14 protein-coding genes are annotated in these 17781 nt (G+C 40.6%); 1 reads left to right on the top strand and 13 read right to left on the bottom strand.

Translation table 11 applies throughout. The features are described from left to right. The first annotated feature begins 117 nt into the window (after nt 1-117). Nucleotides 118-1800: an Rqc2 family fibronectin-binding protein gene (locus tag MHH44_RS05405; protein WP_340797989.1), complete on the top strand. Its 1683-nt coding sequence runs from the start codon at nt 118-120 to the stop codon at nt 1798-1800. Between the two features lie 50 nt (nt 1801-1850). Here MHH44_RS05405 and MHH44_RS05400 read toward each other — a convergent pair whose 3' ends face one another. From MHH44_RS05400 to MHH44_RS05340, 13 genes are all read right to left on the bottom strand, one after another. Beyond that, the gene (locus tag MHH44_RS05400) at nt 1851-3680 is read right to left on the bottom strand and encodes an oligopeptide ABC transporter substrate-binding protein (protein WP_008403356.1); all 1830 of its coding nucleotides are present in this window, start codon (nt 3678-3680) and stop codon (nt 1851-1853) included. A gap of 17 nt (nt 3681-3697) precedes the next feature. Further along, nucleotides 3698-4612: an ABC transporter permease gene (locus MHH44_RS05395; protein WP_008403357.1), complete on the bottom strand. Its 915-nt coding sequence runs from the start codon at nt 4610-4612 to the stop codon at nt 3698-3700. 40 nt (nt 4613-4652) lie between these two features. After that, nucleotides 4653-5615: an oligopeptide ABC transporter permease gene (gene opp4B, locus MHH44_RS05390; RefSeq protein ID WP_008403358.1), complete on the bottom strand. Its 963-nt coding sequence runs from the start codon at nt 5613-5615 to the stop codon at nt 4653-4655. 1 nt (nt 5616) lies between these two features. Beyond that, nucleotides 5617-6564, bottom strand: a complete 948-nt coding sequence (locus MHH44_RS05385) for an ATP-binding cassette domain-containing protein (protein WP_008403359.1) — start codon at nt 6562-6564, stop codon at nt 5617-5619. Further along, nucleotides 6561-7571, bottom strand: coding sequence for an ABC transporter ATP-binding protein (locus MHH44_RS05380; protein ID WP_008403360.1), 1011 nt, complete (start codon nt 7569-7571; stop codon nt 6561-6563). The genes MHH44_RS05385 and MHH44_RS05380 overlap by 4 nt, the downstream gene beginning before the upstream one ends. Nucleotides 7572-8187: 616 nt before the next feature. After that, nucleotides 8188-8820 carry an orotate phosphoribosyltransferase gene (pyrE, locus tag MHH44_RS05375; protein ID WP_008403361.1) on the bottom strand — a complete coding sequence of 211 codons (633 nt, stop codon included), beginning with the start codon at nt 8818-8820 and terminating at the stop codon, nt 8188-8190. 1 nt (nt 8821) lies between these two features. Continuing rightward, on the bottom strand, nt 8822-9529 hold the full coding sequence (gene pyrF / locus MHH44_RS05370; protein WP_008403362.1) for an orotidine-5'-phosphate decarboxylase: 708 nt from the start codon (nt 9527-9529) through the stop codon (nt 8822-8824). A 1-nt stretch (nt 9530) separates the two neighbouring features. Continuing rightward, nucleotides 9531-10442 (bottom strand): dihydroorotate dehydrogenase, encoded by a 912-nt coding sequence (locus MHH44_RS05365; protein ID WP_008403363.1) that lies wholly within the window; start codon nt 10440-10442, stop codon nt 9531-9533. Beyond that, the gene (locus MHH44_RS05360) at nt 10439-11212 is read right to left on the bottom strand and encodes a dihydroorotate dehydrogenase electron transfer subunit (protein WP_008403365.1); all 774 of its coding nucleotides are present in this window, start codon (nt 11210-11212) and stop codon (nt 10439-10441) included. Before MHH44_RS05360 ends, MHH44_RS05365 begins: the two co-directional genes overlap by 4 nt. A gap of 1 nt (nt 11213) precedes the next feature. Next, entirely contained in the window at nt 11214-14411 is a 3198-nt protein-coding gene (carB, locus tag MHH44_RS05355) for a carbamoyl-phosphate synthase large subunit (protein ID WP_008403367.1), read from the bottom strand. Continuing rightward, nucleotides 14404-15504 carry a carbamoyl phosphate synthase small subunit gene (locus MHH44_RS05350; protein WP_340797988.1) on the bottom strand — a complete coding sequence of 367 codons (1101 nt, stop codon included), beginning with the start codon at nt 15502-15504 and terminating at the stop codon, nt 14404-14406. Before MHH44_RS05350 ends, carB begins: the two co-directional genes overlap by 8 nt. Beyond that, entirely contained in the window at nt 15504-16778 is a 1275-nt protein-coding gene (locus tag MHH44_RS05345) for a dihydroorotase (protein ID WP_340797987.1), read from the bottom strand. The genes MHH44_RS05350 and MHH44_RS05345 overlap by 1 nt, the downstream gene beginning before the upstream one ends. Next, the gene (locus tag MHH44_RS05340) at nt 16741-17658 is read right to left on the bottom strand and encodes an aspartate carbamoyltransferase catalytic subunit (RefSeq protein ID WP_014824534.1); all 918 of its coding nucleotides are present in this window, start codon (nt 17656-17658) and stop codon (nt 16741-16743) included. Before MHH44_RS05340 ends, MHH44_RS05345 begins: the two co-directional genes overlap by 38 nt. Nucleotides 17659-17781 lie beyond the last annotated feature (123 nt).

Here is a 17781-nt window from a genome sequence, read left to right as displayed (position 1 = left end):
CCTCATATAAATAATACGTTTCCTTAATATATAGTAATTTACGATAACTACAGGTTTGAACGAAAAAATGGTATGATAAAACAATCAAAGAACTTATTTAATGAAAGAGGCATAAAGATGGCATTTGACGGACTATTTACTCGTTCGATGAGCAAGGAACTACAAAGCTTGACTTCCGGACGTATTACAAAAATTTATCAGCCGAATGCACTTGAAGTTGTATTGCAAATTCGTGCAGCAGGTCAAAATAGTAAACTATTATTTTCTATTCACCCTTCATATTCCCGTGTTCACATAACAGATCAATCGATTGAAAATCCGGCAGATCCGCCAATGTTTTGTATGCTGTTACGCAAACATATTGAAGGAGGCTTTATTTCCTCTGTCATTCAGGACGGCTTTGAACGGGTAATCACTTTTGAAATTGACAGTAAAAATGAAATCGGCGATGCGGTAAAGCGAAAACTCGTCATTGAAATTATGGGGCGTCATAGTAACTTGCTGTTAATCGATGCTAAAAACGATGTAATTATCGATAGCATAAAACATCTGCCACCATCGATGAACAGCTTCCGGACTGTTTTACCGGGGCAGCAGTATGTCGCACCGCCCCAACAACAAAAAATTGCCCTGACAAGTTTATCGGATGTTGAGTTGAAAGAGGTTTTCTCCAAACAACTAACCGCTAAAGACATTGTCCAACAGTTTGCCGGTTTTTCTCCATTGCATGCAAATGAATTGCTGCACCGTATCACAACAACTGATGCTGTTACTGCTAGCAGACAGCTGATGAATGAAATTGCAACGAGTGCAAACCCGACCTATGTTGAGCAGGAAGGAAAAATCTACTTCTCGCCAACAGCGCTAACTCATTTATCAGGTGCTGTTACAAACTATGGAACACTTGGCGAACTGCTTGACCGTGTATTTTTTGCCCGTGCAAAACGGGACCGGGTAAAACAGCAAGCTGGTGATCTTGAACGCTGGCTGCAAAATGAATTGAATAAATTAAAGCTGAAACAAAAAAAGCTTCAAAAAGATTTCGAACGTGCTCAAAATCTGGAGCAGTTCCAACTTTACGGTGAGCTTTTGATGGCCAATCTTTATAATTTCGAAAAAGGTGCAGAATTTGTAGATGTTGAAAACTATTACAGTGAAAATGCCGAAACAGTAAGAATACCGATTAGCCCGAGAAAAACACCGATCGAAAATGCGCAAAGCTATTACACAAAGTACAATAAAGCAAAAACTGCGTTAATTATGATTGAAGAACAGAAACATAAAGCAACGGAAGATATCAACTATTTGGAAATGCTTACACAGCAAGTACAGCAAGCCTCCACTAAAGATATTGAAGAAATCCGTGAAGAACTGGCAGAACAAGGTTTACTGCGAATTCGCCAGGCTAAACGAAAAAAGAAACCGACAAAACCCGAACCTGAAAAATTTGTATCTACTTCAGGTATTTCAATTTCGGTCGGCAAAAACAATAAACAAAATGATTATTTGACATTCAAAATTGGAAAACGCAACGAAGTATGGCTGCATACGAAAGATATTCCGGGCTCGCACGTTGTCATCCATTCGGAAAACCCGGATGAGCAGACATTAACGGAAGCCGCCGTATTATGTGCTTATTTTTCCAAAGCACGCGACTCTTCATCGGTTCCGGTCGACTATACGGAAATTCGCCATGTGAAAAAACCGAATGGTGCAAAACCAGGATTTGTCATTTATTTTGAGCAAAAAACGCTTTATGTAACACCGGATGAAGCGATTGTGATGCAATTGAAAAAATAAACATTGAAAAAACCGCTTAGAAAATTTCTAAGCGGCTTTTTTGTTAATAATTATTTAATTGGTGCGTCAGCTGTTAATTCAATTTCATGTAATTCAGTTGCATTTCCATAGTCAACATTGTAGTTTTTCACACGTTTGTTAACTGGAATGATTTCTGTACGGAAGTATGTTGGAACTGTTGTTGCTTGTTCGAACATGTACTCTTCCCACTTACGGAATGCATCAGCACGGTATTCTGCGTCAACCGCTTCTTTAGAGTCGATATCAGCTAATAATGTTTGTAATTCCGGTGTTACGAAACGGCTATAGTTGAATGAAGCTCCTTCACCGTATAAACCAAGTGGAGATGGGTTTGTACCAGTACCCCATGCAGCCATGAACATATCGATTTCTGGATCATCCGCTTTTACTTTGTCGTAGAAGCTGTTGAACTCGATTAAACGGCCAGTTGTTAACTGTACATCTAAACCAACATCTTTCCAGTTTTGACGGTAGTATTCAACGATTGCTTCGTCAGTATCAGAACCTGACATACCTGCCATACGGATTTCGAATTTTTCACCGTTTTTATCTTCACGGATTCCGTCGCCGTCAACATCTTTGTATCCAGCTTCATCTAATAATGCTTTTGCTTTTTCCGGATCATAGTTGAATCCTTCTAAAGAATTGTCATGGAATGAAGCGAACGCTGGCGGAATTAATGAAGTTGCACGTGAACGTAAACCTTGGTAGAAACGCTCACCAACTTGCTCGATATCCATTGCGTAAGCGATTGCCTTACGTAAATTAGCATCATTCATTTTTGCGTTTTCATCTGTAATGTTTACACTTGCAGTTGCATCCCATTTACCAAGCTTGAAGCCAAGGTAAGAGTATGCTAACTCCGGACGAGCTAATACTGTTAAGTTTTCAAGATCTTTAACGCCATCATACTGGTTTGTCGGATATGCAGATGCCATATCGTATTTACCTGTACGTAATGCTTCACCGATAGAAGATGAAGGTACTACTTGTAATACTACTTTGTCTAACTTCGGTTTACCTTTCCAGTAGTGCTCGTTCGCTACGAACTGAACAGATTCACCGTCAACTAATTTATCTAATTTAAATGGTCCTAAAGTTACAGGAGATTTACGTACCGCATCTGAAGAGATTAAGTCCTTAACAGGAATATCCTTCAGCACATGTTTCGGCGCTGCATAACCCCATAAGCCGTCACCTAAAGAGTAGATAGCCGGAGAAACTTTAGTCATAGAAATTTCAACTGTTTTGTCATCGATCTTTTTAATACCAGAGATTGTATCTGCAGTACCTGCTTTATATTCAGCAGCACCGATAATGTTTTTGAAATCATCATCATAACGGATACCTGTATAGTCAGGGTGACCGATAATTTCATATGCATAAATGATATCTTCAACAGTCATTGGCGTACCATCAGACCATTTCACTTCATCAGGTTGGATAGTGATTGTTACTTTGTTGTTATCTGCATCTACATCTAACTTCGCAATCCCTTCATCCGTTACAAGGAAGTCACCATCTGTTTCGAAAATTGAGTTTGTCATGAAATCTAAAATGTCTGAATCATAACCGTCTTCATATAATTCATACGAGAATACACCTTGGAAAGGAGAATCTGTTACTAAAGCGAATTGTAATGTACCGCCTTCGATTACATCTCCATCATTTGTAACGTCAGATGGTAATGTTGGAGATTCTGCAGTAGAACCGCCGTCATTTGTGTTTTCTTCTGTCTTTGTACCATCTGTATTTTCAGCTGGTTTTTCAGTTGTTGTTTCGTCATCGCCTCCACAAGCTGCTAATACTAGTGCCGTAGCAAATACTGATGACAGCATTAAACCTTTCTTTTTCTTCATCTGTTTTTCCTCCCTTATTATCCTAAACGTTGTTTTGCGTCAGCAGAGCGTCGTAACGCTTGACCAACGTAATTTATACCAAGCATCATTACTAAGATTAATATTGATGCAGGCAACCATACCCACCATTTACTCGATAAAATTATCGGGTTCATAGCATAACTTACTAAAGTTCCTAAACTTGGTGTTGACGGTGGTAAACCGAAACCTAAGAACGAAAGACCTGTTTCAATCCCTACATTTCCCGCAAAGCTTAATGTCACTTCGACAATTAAGAGCGAGCTTAAGTTTGGCAATAATCCTTTAAACATGATCGCGAAATCACTTGTACCCATTGTTTTGGAGGCACTAATGTAATCGCGTCGTGCTTCAGAAAGTGCTTTTGATCGCACAAGTCTGGCCGTCGACATCCACTGAAATGCTGCAATAATTAAGATTAAATCCAATATTCCGTATGATGGAATGATTGTTACGACTACGATGATGATCATAGTAGTTGGTAGAGTGATAAAGAAATCAATAATACGCATGAAGAAATTATCGATGAAACCACCGTAATACCCCATAATAATACCAAGACCGATACCTACTACATTTGCAATAATTGTAATAGCAATTGCAATCAAGATTGAGTTTTTAGCGCCAATGATCAGCTGCCCAAACATATCCCGTCCGGCTTCGTCGGCGCCAAGGAGATAACCTCGGACACCAGGTTCAGTGAAGCGCTCCAATAATTGAATTTTCATTACTTCAGTCTGATCAATAGTGAAGAATGCCATAATCATAATCGCAATCATTAGCAGAATACTTCCTATTAATGAGAACATTGCTAATTTATCTTTTTTAAACTCTCGCCATATTACTTGAATACCAGTTGGTGGAGAGCTTTGAGATTCTAATTTTTCTACTGTCTGTTCATTTTTGTTTTCCATGATTAAAATCACCTCTCCTTAGTCATTATTAATTGATTGATTAGTCTATGCGAATTCGCGGATCCACTATACTTAAGATAATATCGGATAATAGACTACCTAATAATGCTAAGAAGCCGTATAACATTACTAATGCCGTTATTACACTATAGTCACGACTTGAAATGGACTCGACAAACAATTTACCCATTCCCGGATAAGCGAATACAGTTTCAATGAAAATCGATCCACCGAGTAAACCGGTAATCGTGAATCCTAAGAACGCTGCAATCGGTAACAAAGAGTTACGGAAGATATGACGTGAATATACTTTCTTCATCGGTATCCCTTTACTGCGTGCTGTTTTAACATAATCCATTGTTTTTGCATCAATAATTTCCGAACGTAAATATTGAATGACACCCGTCGTACCTAGCAGTGCATAGCTGGCTGCAGGTAACAATAAATGGTAGAATTTACTCCAATAATAACTCCAGGTTCCTGGATCTACCCCTATTTCCACCGTACCACTTGTCGGGAACCACATTAGTCGGTAACCGAAAATGAATACGAAAATTAAATACAGTACGAATGCAGGTATTGCATAAGAGATAAAGCTGTAAAGTACAATAGACTTATCTAAAAATGAATCGTGGTAACGTCCAGCCAGTACTCCTAGAGGAATTGCCAGCACATAAAGGAAAATTACACTAAGCAATGAAAGTAATAATGTGTTCATAGCACGATCCCCAATAATATCTGCAACCGGCTTTTTAAATGTATAACTTTGACCGAAGTCACCTTGTGCTGCATTTGTTATCCAGTTATAGTACTGTACATACCATGGATCATAAAAACCTGCTTTAACACGTAATTCTTCAATAACATTCGGATCTGTTTCAGGAGTAATTAATCCTGTAAATGGATCCCCTGGCATTTGTTTCGCTAATATGAAAATTAGGAGACTTAAAATAAATAGCTGCGGAATCATTATTAATACACGGCGAACTATCGTTTTCCACATACTATACACGCTCCTTTTCATCTTCAGACATTGCTACTCTATGTGAGTCTGAAATCGATTTTAAAGGATATACTTTTCCATCCTTATCGTAATATTTATGTTGTTCCTGGCGATATGCTGCTTCAACTTGCTGACGTTCAAGCTTACGTTCAATTCGAGTTTCAGGCTCAATATCAGGAATTGCAGAAAGCAGACGATTTGTATAAATATGCTGCGGATTTGTGTAAATATCTTCACGCTTACCTGTTTCTACGAATCTACCTTTATACATAATAGAAATGTGGTCACACATATGGCGAACAACACCTAAATCGTGAGAGATGAATAAATAACTAATTCCATATTGTTCTTGAATATCCTTCATAAAGTTTAAAACTTGTGCCTGTACGGATAAATCAAGTGCCGAAACGGGCTCATCAGCAATAATCATTTTTGGGTTACATGCAACAGCACGGGCAATCCCTAAACGTTGCTTTTGTCCACCAGAAAATTCGTGCGGATATTTAAGTAGTACGTCCTCTGACATCCCTACAATTGCCAGTAGCTCATTAATACGTTTGCGCTCTTCTTGCGGAGACAACTTCAGGAAATTACGAATTGGCTCTGCTAAAATATCTAATACACGTTTACGCGGGTTCATACTGGAATGTGAATCCTGGAATATCATCTGGATATCTCGGTTATAGGCTGAATCACGTTTACGGCGTGCATTTGTTACATCTTCACCTTCATAAAGAATACGGCCTGATGTAATTTTTTCCAACCCGATAATTGCTTTACCGGTAGTCGATTTACCTGAGCCCGATTCCCCTACAAGACCGTAAGTTTTCCCTCGGTCAAATTCCATCGTTACACCATCTACTGCGTAAACATGGTCAACTACTGTGTTAAAAAATCCACCTCGGATCGGATAGTGAACTTTTAAATCTTCTACTTGCATGAAACTCATTGATTTACGCTCCCTTCCTCATCCTCAAAATGGAAATCTTTCCAACATGTACAGCGTACAAGGTGGCCAGGAGCAACTTCATGAAGCTGTGGATTTGCTTCATGTGCTGATTGCGGAATCCAAGGGATACGTGATGAGAAACGGCAGCCTTGGCGTGGTAACTTCATTAAAGAAGGAACCATCCCTTGAATTATTTCTAATTTTTCATTCTCACTGTTTGTTTGAGGAATTGATTTCAGTAAAGATCTTGTATACGGGTGCTTCGGATTTCTGAATAATTCCACAACAGGTGCTTCCTCTATTACTTCTCCGGCATACATTACAGCTACTCGGTCCGCTACTTCAGCAACAACCCCTAAGTCATGTGTAATTAAAATAATGCCTGATTGAATTTCATCTTGTAGTGACTTTAATAAGTCTAAAATTTGCGCTTGGATTGTTACATCAAGCGCTGTTGTCGGTTCATCCGCAATAATGATTGCAGGCTTTCCTGATAATGCGATGGCGATCATGACACGCTGACGCATACCACCAGATAACTGATGCGGGAATTGACTTGCAACACGTTGCATATTCGCAATCCCTACTTGATCCAATAATTCAATAACACGTTTTTCACGTTGTTCTTTAGTTAATTTTGTATGATAAATTAACCCTTCCTCAATTTGCTCACCGATACGCATTAATGGGTTTAATGCAGAAAGTGGATCTTGGAAAATGAAACCGATGTCATTTCCTCTTAACTTATTAAACTGTTCATCTGTCAATTTAACTAAGTTTTGATTGTTGTAAAGAATTTCCCCTTCAACTTTTGTAGTAACAGAATTGTGCAACCCAACCACTGATGTTGCCAAAGTACTTTTCCCACAACCTGATTCACCAACAATTGCTAAAATCTCATTTTTGCGAAGCGTTAACGAAACATTGTCTACAGCTGGGTAGTATGTATCTTTAATTCGGAAACTCGTACGTAAATTTCGGATTTCTAATAATTCATTCGTAGACACTATATAACCGCTCCTTTCTCCTTAAACATACCTTCGACTCTGCTAAACTCGTTCTATAATTAAATTTTTCCAAATAGAATAAAATACCCTTATCAAAAAAATTTAAACCTTGCTAATACTCAGTCTTTTTAAAATATTAATTATTTGTTAATTTTTGTATTACATTGTAAATTATCCATAAAACATATTTACATGTCAATTATTAAACTTTCTAACTATTCTAATTTAACATTTTAAATTTATCAATAGCAAACTATTCTTTTAAGTTTAAATTTTCCGATAATTTGATTTAAAAATTAACGTTTAATGATTAAATTTATCGCTTTTCCAACATAAAACAACGAGAATTACTTTTAGGCTTTGTTTAATAAAAAAGCATTTCATTAAACTTCATTATTAAAAAAACTGATATTTCACATAATGGAATTATATAACTATAACAAAAACGTGTAAAGTATATTTTTGATAACTTCACACGTTTTTGAATATTTTTAATATTTTTTATCCCGCATTAACGGGTAGTAAGACACCCAGGCGGATGACCAACTACCCGTAAAAGCCCGATTGGTGCAACTAACAATCCGTGGGTGATGAGCCCCCGGATTGAAGTTTTACTTTATCTCAATTTACCTGTTTTTAAATCTTGATGCCAATTTTTTAAGAAAGGAATGTCCTTTTCCTGAATGGCTGATGCCTCTTTTGCTGCATCGATTAAGTAATCAAAATTTGTTAATGAAACAAATTTCACGCCAGCTTCATCAAACGCCTGATCCGCTTTAGGCAAATTATATGTATACACACATACGACCCCTAACACTTCACAACCTGCATTTCGTAATGCTTCAACAGCAGTAATGGATGAACCTCCTGTTGAAATGATATCCTCGATTACAACGACTTTTTGACCTTTTGCATATTTTCCTTCAATTTGATTTCCGCGGCCGTGCTCTTTTGCTTTTGAACGCACATAAACCATCGGCAATTGCATAATATCCGCTACCCATGCAGCATGAGGAATCCCCGCAGTTGCAGTACCCGCCACTACTTCACAGTCAGAAAAATGATCTTTAATTAATGAGGAAAGTCCGTTGGCAAGCTGCTTGCGAATAACTGGATCTGAAATAGTTAAACGTGTATCGCAGTAAATTGGTGACTGAATTCCTGAAGCCCATGTAAATAAATCGGTCGGATTTAATTCCACCGCTCCTACTTTTAGCATTGCGTGTGCAATTTCGTTTTGTAATGACATTTTAATTAGCCTCCCATAAGTTACAAACTTCTTGATATGCTTTCACCGGATTGACGGCACCTGTAATGGCACGTCCTACAACAATTAGTGATGAGCCGTCTTTTTTAGCACCATCAGGGGTTGCAATACGCTGTTGATCATGTGCCTCCCCACCAAGCATACGGATTCCCGGTGTTACCCGTAAAAAGTCATCTCCGCATGCTTCACGAATAGCCTGTGCCTCATGAACAGAACAGACAACACCGTGAAGACCTGCTTGTTTTGTCAGCTGTGCATAATGTAAGACGGATTCTTTCAAAGATAGGGCAACTTTTTGCTCATCATGCATACGCTGTTCTGTCGTAGAAGTCAGTTGTGTAACGGCAATTAACGCCGCTCTTTTAGCTCCTGCTGGTGTACCCGCCTCCAAGCCTTCCAATGCACCTTCCATCATCATCCGTCCACCTGCTGCATGAACATTCACTAAATCCACACCTAGCCCTGCTAAGCCCTTCATTGCTGATTTCACTGTGTTCGGGATATCATGAAGCTTTAAGTCTAAAAATATATCATGTCCTTGTTCTTTTACTTTTCGGACAATAGTTGGGCCTTCCTGCATATACAGTTCCATCCCAATTTTAACGAAAAGTTTTTCTTCAAATTGTCCTAAAAAGCCCATAACTTCTTTCTCACCAGGAAAATCTAAAGCAATAATTGGTTTTGTATTCATATTAACGGTGGCTCCTTCCGATAATTTCTGAAATACGCTTCACATTTAATGTATCAAGCAAGACCGGTAATTCCTCGATGATTGTCGGACATACGAAGTGATCCACAAAGTTTGCTGTCCCGACTGCCACAGCTGATGCACCTGCAGACATAAAATCGATCACATCCTGTGCACAAGTCACCCCACCCATGCCGATAATCGGAATATTCACAGCTTTATAAACGTCATACACCATACGGATAGCTACCGGTTTAATGGCGGGACCTGATAAGCCGCCTGTCCCGTTTGCAATGACAGGTTTCCCTGTACGCTCGTCCAAACGCATACCCACAAGTGTATTAATCATCGTTATACCGTCCGCTCCACCTGCTTCCACCGCTTTGGCAATGTCTACAATATTTGTCACGTTCGGAGATAGTTTCACATATACAGGTACACTTGAAACTGCCTTTACAGCAGCAGTTAACTGCCTAGCTGTTTCCGGATCTGTCCCGAATTGAATCCCGCCGCATTTTACATTCGGACAAGAAATATTCAATTCTAACGCCTTTACGTTAGAGGCCTTTGAAATACGGTCTGCTACTTCCACATAATCCGCAACTTCCGTGCCGGCAACATTGGCAATAACCGGGACATCATAGCTTTCCAAAAACTTCAGCTCTTCATCCATTACCTTTTCAATCCCTGGATTTTGCAGGCCGATCGCATTTAACATGCCTGCTGATGTTTCGGCTACACGCGGTGTCGGATTCCCTTTACGCGTTTCCACTGTTGTTGCTTTAATCATGATAGCACCTAGCTTTGATAAATCATAAAGCTGGGCATATTCGCGTCCAAAGCCAAAGCAGCCTGACGCGGGCATAATTGGATTTTTCAAGTCCAAACCTGGCAATTGTAAGTTTAATCTGCTCATAATGCCACAACTCCTTTCGGGAATACTGGCCCGTCTGAGCACACTTTTACATAGTCTTTTCCATAACCTTCTGTCGTATCGCATACACATGCAAAGCACGCACCGATTCCGCAGCCCATTCGTTCCTCAAAGGATAGGTACCCTTCTTTTTCAGGGTAATAGCCTTCTAAAGCACGAAGCATCGGCAATGGACCACATGAATAAAACAGATCGAACTCGGGCTTCACTTCATCAAATACTGTTGTAACAAACCCTTTCGTTCCCTTCGTGCCGTCTACTGTTGCATAGTAAGTATCGCCTAAAGCAGTGAACTGTTCCTCGTAGAAGCATACATCCTCTGATTGGAAACCTAGAACATGGATCGTTTTCACGCCGCGCGCATTCAGTTGTTTCGCTAATTCATGGAGTGGCGGGACACCAATTCCCCCTCCTACTAAAAGCGCTATCTGGCCGGGCTTTGCCGCTTCAACAGGAAACCCGTTCCCTAACGGACCTAACACATCCACGATTTCATTTTCGCGGTTTGTTGCCAGAAATTTCGTGCCACGGCCTTCAGCACGGTAAATCATCGTAAATTCATTTTTTTCTTTATCTACATTGGCAATACTGATTGGTCGACGTAACAAAGGTTCGAATGTATTTGACACCTTTACATGAACAAACTGGCCAGGCGTCATGTCCTGAACCAGTTGTCCTTGTAGTGTCAATTCGAAAATGTTCGTCGCAATTTGCTTTTGCGCTACAACTGTCATTTTCTCTTGACGGATCATTTTAGTGTACTACCTCCGCTTTCGGCATTTCTTCTGCTGTAAATGTCATTGATTCGATTACGCGCAGCATTGCTTCTGCTGTATCTAATGAAGTTAGGCATGGTACACCGTTTTCAACGGATTCTCGACGAATACGGAAACCATCACGTGCAGGCTGTTTCCCTTTTGTTAATGTATTGACAACTAATTGGGCTTCACCATTTTGAATCATATCGATCAATGTCTTCCCTTTACCGCCGATTTTCTCTACGACGTCAGTTTTAATACCCTTTGCTTCAAATGTTTTTGCTGTACCTTCTGTCGCTACGATACGGTAGCCGACTGTCGAGAAGCGTTTCGCCAGACTGATTGCTTCATCTTTATCTTTATCCGATACAGTGAACAGGATTGTACCATGTGTTTTAATTTCCATTCCTGCTGCTACGAAACCTTTATATAATGCTTTTTCGTAAGTAGCGTCTTTCCCCATTACTTCCCCTGTTGATTTCATTTCAGGTCCTAATGTAATGTCGACACGGCGTAATTTTGCGAATGAGAATACCGGTACTTTTACGAATACGCCTTTCTGTTCTTGTGCCAGCCCTGTTGGATAGCCTTGTTCAATAATCGATTGACCAAGAATCGCTTTTGTTGCGATATTTGCCATTGGGATGTTTGTAATTTTACTTAAAAACGGTACAGTACGACTTGAGCGAGGATTTACTTCGATGACGTAAATTTCACCTTCACTCATTACATATTGGATATTCATTAAGCCGACAATACCAAGGCCTTTTGCCAGGCGAGTCGTATAGTCTACTAATGTTTCTTTCTGAGCATCTGTTAACTTTTGTGGTGGATATACACTGATTGAGTCACCTGAGTGCACACCTGCTCGTTCAACATGTTCCATAATTCCTGGAATTAATACATTCTCACCGTCGCAAATTGCATCGACTTCAATTTCCTGTCCCGTTAAGTAACGGTCTACTAATACAGGGTGATCCGGTGATGCTTCAACCGCGTTTGTCATATAGTGAGCAAGCTCTTCCATGTTATAAACAATTTCCATTGCACGGCCGCCTAGTACATATGACGGGCGAACTAATACAGGGAAGCCTAAACCTTCTGCAATTTTCATCGCACCTTCAGCTGATGTTGCTGTATCGCCAGGAGGTTGCGGAATTTTCAGTTCTTGTAATGCCGTTTCGAACTTGTTACGGTTTTCAGCACGGTCGATATCTTCAAGTGTCGTCCCTAAAATTTTCACACCATTCGCTTCAAGCTTATCCGCTAAATTGATCGCTGTTTGCCCGCCGAACTGTACGACTACGCCGATTGGCTGCTCCAGATCAATAATGTGCATCACATCTTCAATTGTTAACGGCTCGAAGTATAATTTATCCGAAATCGAGAAGTCCGTCGACACTGTTTCTGGATTTGAGTTAATGATGATCGCTTCATAGCCCGCTTCTTGAATTGCCCATACTGAGTGAACTGTTGCATAGTCGAACTCTACGCCTTGACCGATACGGATCGGACCTGAGCCGAGTACTACAACTGAAGGTTTGTCAGTTCGGATCGATTCATTTTCTTCCTCGTAAGTACCGTAGAAGTATGGTGTATTCGATTCGAATTCCGCCGCACATGTATCAACCATTTTATATACTGGAATAATGCCATGCTCTTTACGGAAATCATAAACCGCTTGCTCTTCCATTTCCCAAAGCTGTGCAATTTTTTTATCTGCAAAGCCTAAACGTTTCGCTGTGCGTAAAACTTCCTGATTGCCTTTGTTCTCTGCCAATGTTGTTTCCATATCTACAATTTTTTTCAGCTTCGTTAAGAAGAACATGTCAATTGCAGACCATTCATGGATTTTTTCCACAGTAACACCACGTCGTATTGCTTCACCTATAAAGAATAGACGCTCATCCCCTGCTTTTTTAATGCGCTTTTCTATCCATGTATCTGTTAATTCATCTGCATGTTTCATTTCAATATGCACATGGCCAGTTTCCAATGAACGGACAGCCTTTAAAATCGCTTCTTCAAATGTACGACCAAGTGCCATAACTTCCCCAGTCGCCTTCATTTGTGTACCAAGGTTACGTTTTGCCGATTCAAATTTATCAAATGGCCAACGCGGAATTTTTGCCACAATGTAGTCAAGTGCCGGCTCGAAGCACGCGAATGTTGAACCTGTAACAGGATTTTTAATCTCATCCAGTGTAAGCCCTACAGCAATTTTTGCTGCAAGCTTCGCGATCGGGTAGCCTGTCGCTTTTGATGCTAACGCAGATGAACGCGATACACGAGGGTTTACTTCAATTACATAGTACTGGAATGAGTACGGGTCTAATGCAAGCTGTACGTTACAGCCACCTTCGATTTTTAATGCGCGAATAATATCAAGTGAAATGTTACGCAGCATTTGGTTTTCACGGTCTGATAATGTTTGTGTTGGCGCCACAACAATTGAGTCACCTGTATGGATACCGACTGGGTCAAAGTTTTCCATGTTACATACAACGATCGCATTATCTGCCGCATCACGCATTACTTCATATTCAATCTCTTTAAAGCCTGCGATTGATTTTTCCAGTAAACATTGCGTTACAGGCGAGTATTTTAAACCAGACGTTACAATTTCCTGTAAGTCCTGATCGTTGTAGCAAATTCCGCCGCCTGTTCCGCCAAGTGTGAATGCCGGACGGACGATTACCGGATAACCGATTTTCGCAACGAACGCTTTCGCTTCTTCCATGTTATGGATAATATCAGACTCTGGAACCGGTGCACCAAGTTCATACATTAAGTTTCGGAATAAATCACGGTCTTCAGCTTTATGAATCGCATCCAGTTTTGTACCAAGAATTTCAATTCCTAGTTCATCTAAAATTCCAGACTCATCAAGCTCGATTGCCATATTTAACCCTGTTTGACCACCTAATGTAGAAAGAATTGCATCCGGACGCTCTTTTCGTAAAATTCGCGATACAAATTCAAGGCTGATTGGCTCGATGTATACTTTGTCTGCGATCTCAGTATCCGTCATAATTGTCGCCGGGTTCGAGTTGATTAAAATTACTTTATAGCCCTCTTCTTTTAATGATAGACATGCTTGTGTCCCTGCATAGTCAAATTCTGCTGCTTGACCGATTACGATCGGACCTGAGCCGATTACTAAAATTGTATTTATATCTGTACGTTTAGGCATATTGGTTCTCCTTTGCTGCTTCGATTTCCATCATTTCGATAAATTCGTCAAATAGGTAGTTTGAATCTTCAGGACCTGGTGATGCTTCCGGGTGATACTGCACAGTGAAAATCGGATAATTCTTATGGCGAACCCCTTCACAAGTACCATCATTTAAAGCGACATGTGTTAACTCTAGATCTGTATCCTTTAATGATTCAATATCGATTGCATAGCCATGGTTTTGGCTCGTTAAATCCGTGCGACCAGTACGAAGGTTTTTAACCGGATGATTTCCGCCTCGGTGACCGAATGGCAGTTTAAACGATTTTGCGCCACAAGCTAGTGAAAACAGTTGATGCCCTAAACAAATACCGAAGATTGGCACTTTTCCGATTAGTCCTTTAATTGTTTCGATTCCTTCTGTTACATCTTCCGGGTTTCCTGGACCGTTCGAAAGCATGATGCCGTCCGGATGCATTGCTAAAATTTGCTCGGCTGTAGTGTTATAAGGTACGACCAGTACATCACAGTCACGCTTGTTTAATTCGCGTAAAATACCGTGCTTCATTCCGAAGTCAATCAGCACGACACGTTTTCCGCGTCCTGGTGACGGGTATGCTGCTTTTGGCGATACTTCGCGGACATGGTGAGTAATATATGGTGTCTCCTGTAATTGAGCTACGATTTGTTCAATATCCACTTCGGCGTCTGCTTCAGTTAAAATCGCTCGTACAGCTCCTTTTGTACGAATAATGCGCGTTAATTTTCTTGTATCAATCCCTTCAATGCCCGGGATATCTTGCGCTGCCAAGTAATCCCCTAAAGACATATCCGAGCGCCAGTTTGAAGGCTGCTCTGCCAATTCACGTACGACAAAACCGCGGATTGCAGGAGTAATTGCTTCAAAGTCATCACGGTTAATGCCGTAATTTCCGACTAACGGGTATGTTAATGTAACAATTTGCCCGTAAAATGATGGGTCTGAAATAGTTTCCTGGTAGCCTGTCATTCCTGTTGTAAATACAACTTCTCCTTGACTCGCTTTGTCGCTTCCAAATGCAGTACCTGTAAATACAGTGCCATCTTCTAAGATTAGTAAACGCTTCTTCATTATTCTGCCTCCTGATATACAATATTGCCTTCAAACATCGTTACTACCGGCCATCCTTTTGCAGTCCATCCGTTAAATGGTGTGTTACGTCCTTTTGAGACAAATCCTTCTGCATCAATTGTCTGTTCTTTATCCAAATCGATTAGTACAAGATCCGCTGAAGCGCCTACTTCCAATGTTCCGTATGGAAGATCGAAAATTTGGGCTGCCTTTACACTCATCCAGTCGACTAATTGCTTCAATGTCCATTTCCCTGTCTCTACAAAATTTGTATACAATAACGGGAAAGCTGTCTCAAAACCAACAATACCGAATGGTGCCCCAACCATACCGCAGCATTTTTCTTCTGCTGTATGCGGTGCATGGTCTGTTGCGATACAGTCGATCGTACCGTCAAGCAGTGCTGCATGCAGTGAATCTTTATCGTCTGCAGCACGTAATGGCGGGTTCATCTTCCAGTTGGCATCATCAGATGGGATATCCATCTCTTCTAACAATAGATGGTGTGGACAAACTTCCGCTGTCACTTTAATTCCTGCTGCTTTTGCATCCCTTACAGCACGTACGGATTCTTTCGTCGATACATGGCATACATGGTATCGTGCACCAGCCGCTTCAGCCAGCAGTACATCTCGAGCAATCTGTATGGACTCGCAAATTGAAGGAATCCCTGGTAAACCAAGTTCTTTATTTCGCTTTCCTTCATGCATAACCCCATCGTAAATAAGTGAATTATCTTCACAGTGTGCTACGACAACCGCATCGAGCTTTGCTGCCTGCTGCATTTGCTCATACATGGTCGACGCTAGCTGAATACCGATGCCGTCATCCGAGAAAGCGACTGCCCCCTGTTCTTTTAACTCTTGCATATTCGTGCGAACTTCTCCGGAAATATCTTTCGTTAAAGAGCCATATGGTAAAACGCGGATAACTGCACTTTCTTTGATCAATCCGTTAATGAGCTGCATATTTTCTACCGAATCCGGTACCGGCTTTGTATTTGGCATCGCACAAATTGTTGTGAAACCGCCTTTTGCTGCAGATGCAGAACCTGTTGCAATCGTTTCTTTATGTTCAAAGCCAGGCTCACGTAAATGGGTATGTACATCGACAAAACCGGGTGATGCGAAATGGCCAATCCCGTCAATCACCGTAGCGCCAGCTGGAATGTCTCCATTAATTGAAGCGATTTTGCCGTTTTCTATTACAATAGTAGAAACTACTAATTCGCCTTCCTCATTGAGTAGCTTCACATTTTGTATAACTGTTGTCATATTGATCTCTTCCTTTCAAAATCGTTTCTAAAATGGCCATTCGTGTAAATACACCGTTCCGCACCTGTTCAAAAATGCGGGAACGACTGCATTCTACAAGGGCATCCGCAATTTCCACATCGCGGTTTACCGGTGCCGGGTGCATAATGATGGCCCTCTCTTTCATCCGCTGTTCACGTTCAATCGTTAAACCATACTCTGCATGGTAGCTTTCTTTTGAAAAGTTTTTACTTACGGAGTGACGTTCATGCTGGATTCGCAGCAGCATAATGACATCGCTGTCTTCCAGCACTTCATCCCAGCTATGTGCTGCTTCAAAATTGCCTGCCCATGCCGGCGGACAAAGGAATCGAACATTTGCCCCTAATCGAGTAAGTGCTGTCGCATTTGATTTTGCGACACGGCTATGTGAAATATCACCGACGATCGTAATATTCAAGTCTTCAAATCGACCGAACTCTTTTTGGATCGTATATAAATCCAGCAATGACTGGGAAGGATGTTGGCCAGCGCCATCACCTGCATTAATGACCGCACACCCGATGCCTTCTAGAAGCTCGTTGTAATATTCATCTTCCTTATCTCGAATAACGACAGCATCGATTCCGATCATTTCCAATGTTTTGACTGTATCGTACAGCGTTTCTCCCTTTGTTGTGCTGGAAAACTCGGCATCAAACGGTATAACTGTACATCCTAGTCGACGCTCCGCCATTTCAAAGCTCGTTTTTGTACGTGTACTTGGCTCAAAGAAAAGGTTTGCTACATGAAATTCGCGTTGTAACACAGGGTTTCCCCCATTTTCGAAATGCTGTGCTCGATTTAAAATCATCATTATTTCTTCATTTGACAAATGTTCCATCGATAATAAATTTTTCATGTGAGTGCCTCCGCTTATATCAATTACGCCCCGGCGCAAATGCTAGCTTGATATTATTTTATTACATTATGAATATTTAATCTACTTTTTGTTTAAATATACAATATCTCGTCATAAATAAGC

Source organism: Solibacillus sp. FSL K6-1126 (assembly GCF_038003445.1).
GTDB classification, from domain to species: domain Bacteria; phylum Bacillota; class Bacilli; order Bacillales_A; family Planococcaceae; genus Solibacillus; species Solibacillus silvestris.
The sequence above is the reverse complement of the archived record's forward strand: the minus strand, read 5'-3'. Positions and strand labels throughout refer to the sequence as shown.

What these genes read in the sequence shown, in the direction of transcription:
- MHH44_RS05405 (WP_340797989.1), top strand. Translation starts at nt 118, where the DNA reads ATGGCATTTGACGGACTATTTACTCGTTCGATGAGCAAGGAACTACAA.
- MHH44_RS05400 (WP_008403356.1), bottom strand. Translation starts at nt 3,680, where the DNA reads ATGAAGAAAAAGAAAGGTTTAATGCTGTCATCAGTATTTGCTACGGCA.
- MHH44_RS05395 (WP_008403357.1), bottom strand. Translation starts at nt 4,612, where the DNA reads ATGGAAAACAAAAATGAACAGACAGTAGAAAAATTAGAATCTCAAAGC.
- opp4B (WP_008403358.1), bottom strand. Translation starts at nt 5,615, where the DNA reads ATGTGGAAAACGATAGTTCGCCGTGTATTAATAATGATTCCGCAGCTA.
- MHH44_RS05385 (WP_008403359.1), bottom strand. Translation starts at nt 6,564, where the DNA reads ATGAGTTTCATGCAAGTAGAAGATTTAAAAGTTCACTATCCGATCCGA.
- pyrE (WP_008403361.1), bottom strand. Translation starts at nt 8,820, where the DNA reads ATGTCATTACAAAACGAAATTGCACACGCAATGCTAAAAGTAGGAGCG.
- pyrF (WP_008403362.1), bottom strand. Translation starts at nt 9,529, where the DNA reads ATGAATACAAAACCAATTATTGCTTTAGATTTTCCTGGTGAGAAAGAA.
- MHH44_RS05365 (WP_008403363.1), bottom strand. Translation starts at nt 10,442, where the DNA reads ATGAGCAGATTAAACTTACAATTGCCAGGTTTGGACTTGAAAAATCCA.
- MHH44_RS05360 (WP_008403365.1), bottom strand. Translation starts at nt 11,212, where the DNA reads ATGATCCGTCAAGAGAAAATGACAGTTGTAGCGCAAAAGCAAATTGCG.
- carB (WP_008403367.1), bottom strand. Translation starts at nt 14,411, where the DNA reads ATGCCTAAACGTACAGATATAAATACAATTTTAGTAATCGGCTCAGGT.
- MHH44_RS05350 (WP_340797988.1), bottom strand. Translation starts at nt 15,504, where the DNA reads ATGAAGAAGCGTTTACTAATCTTAGAAGATGGCACTGTATTTACAGGT.
- MHH44_RS05345 (WP_340797987.1), bottom strand. Translation starts at nt 16,778, where the DNA reads ATGACAACAGTTATACAAAATGTGAAGCTACTCAATGAGGAAGGCGAA.
- MHH44_RS05340 (WP_014824534.1), bottom strand. Translation starts at nt 17,658, where the DNA reads ATGAAAAATTTATTATCGATGGAACATTTGTCAAATGAAGAAATAATG.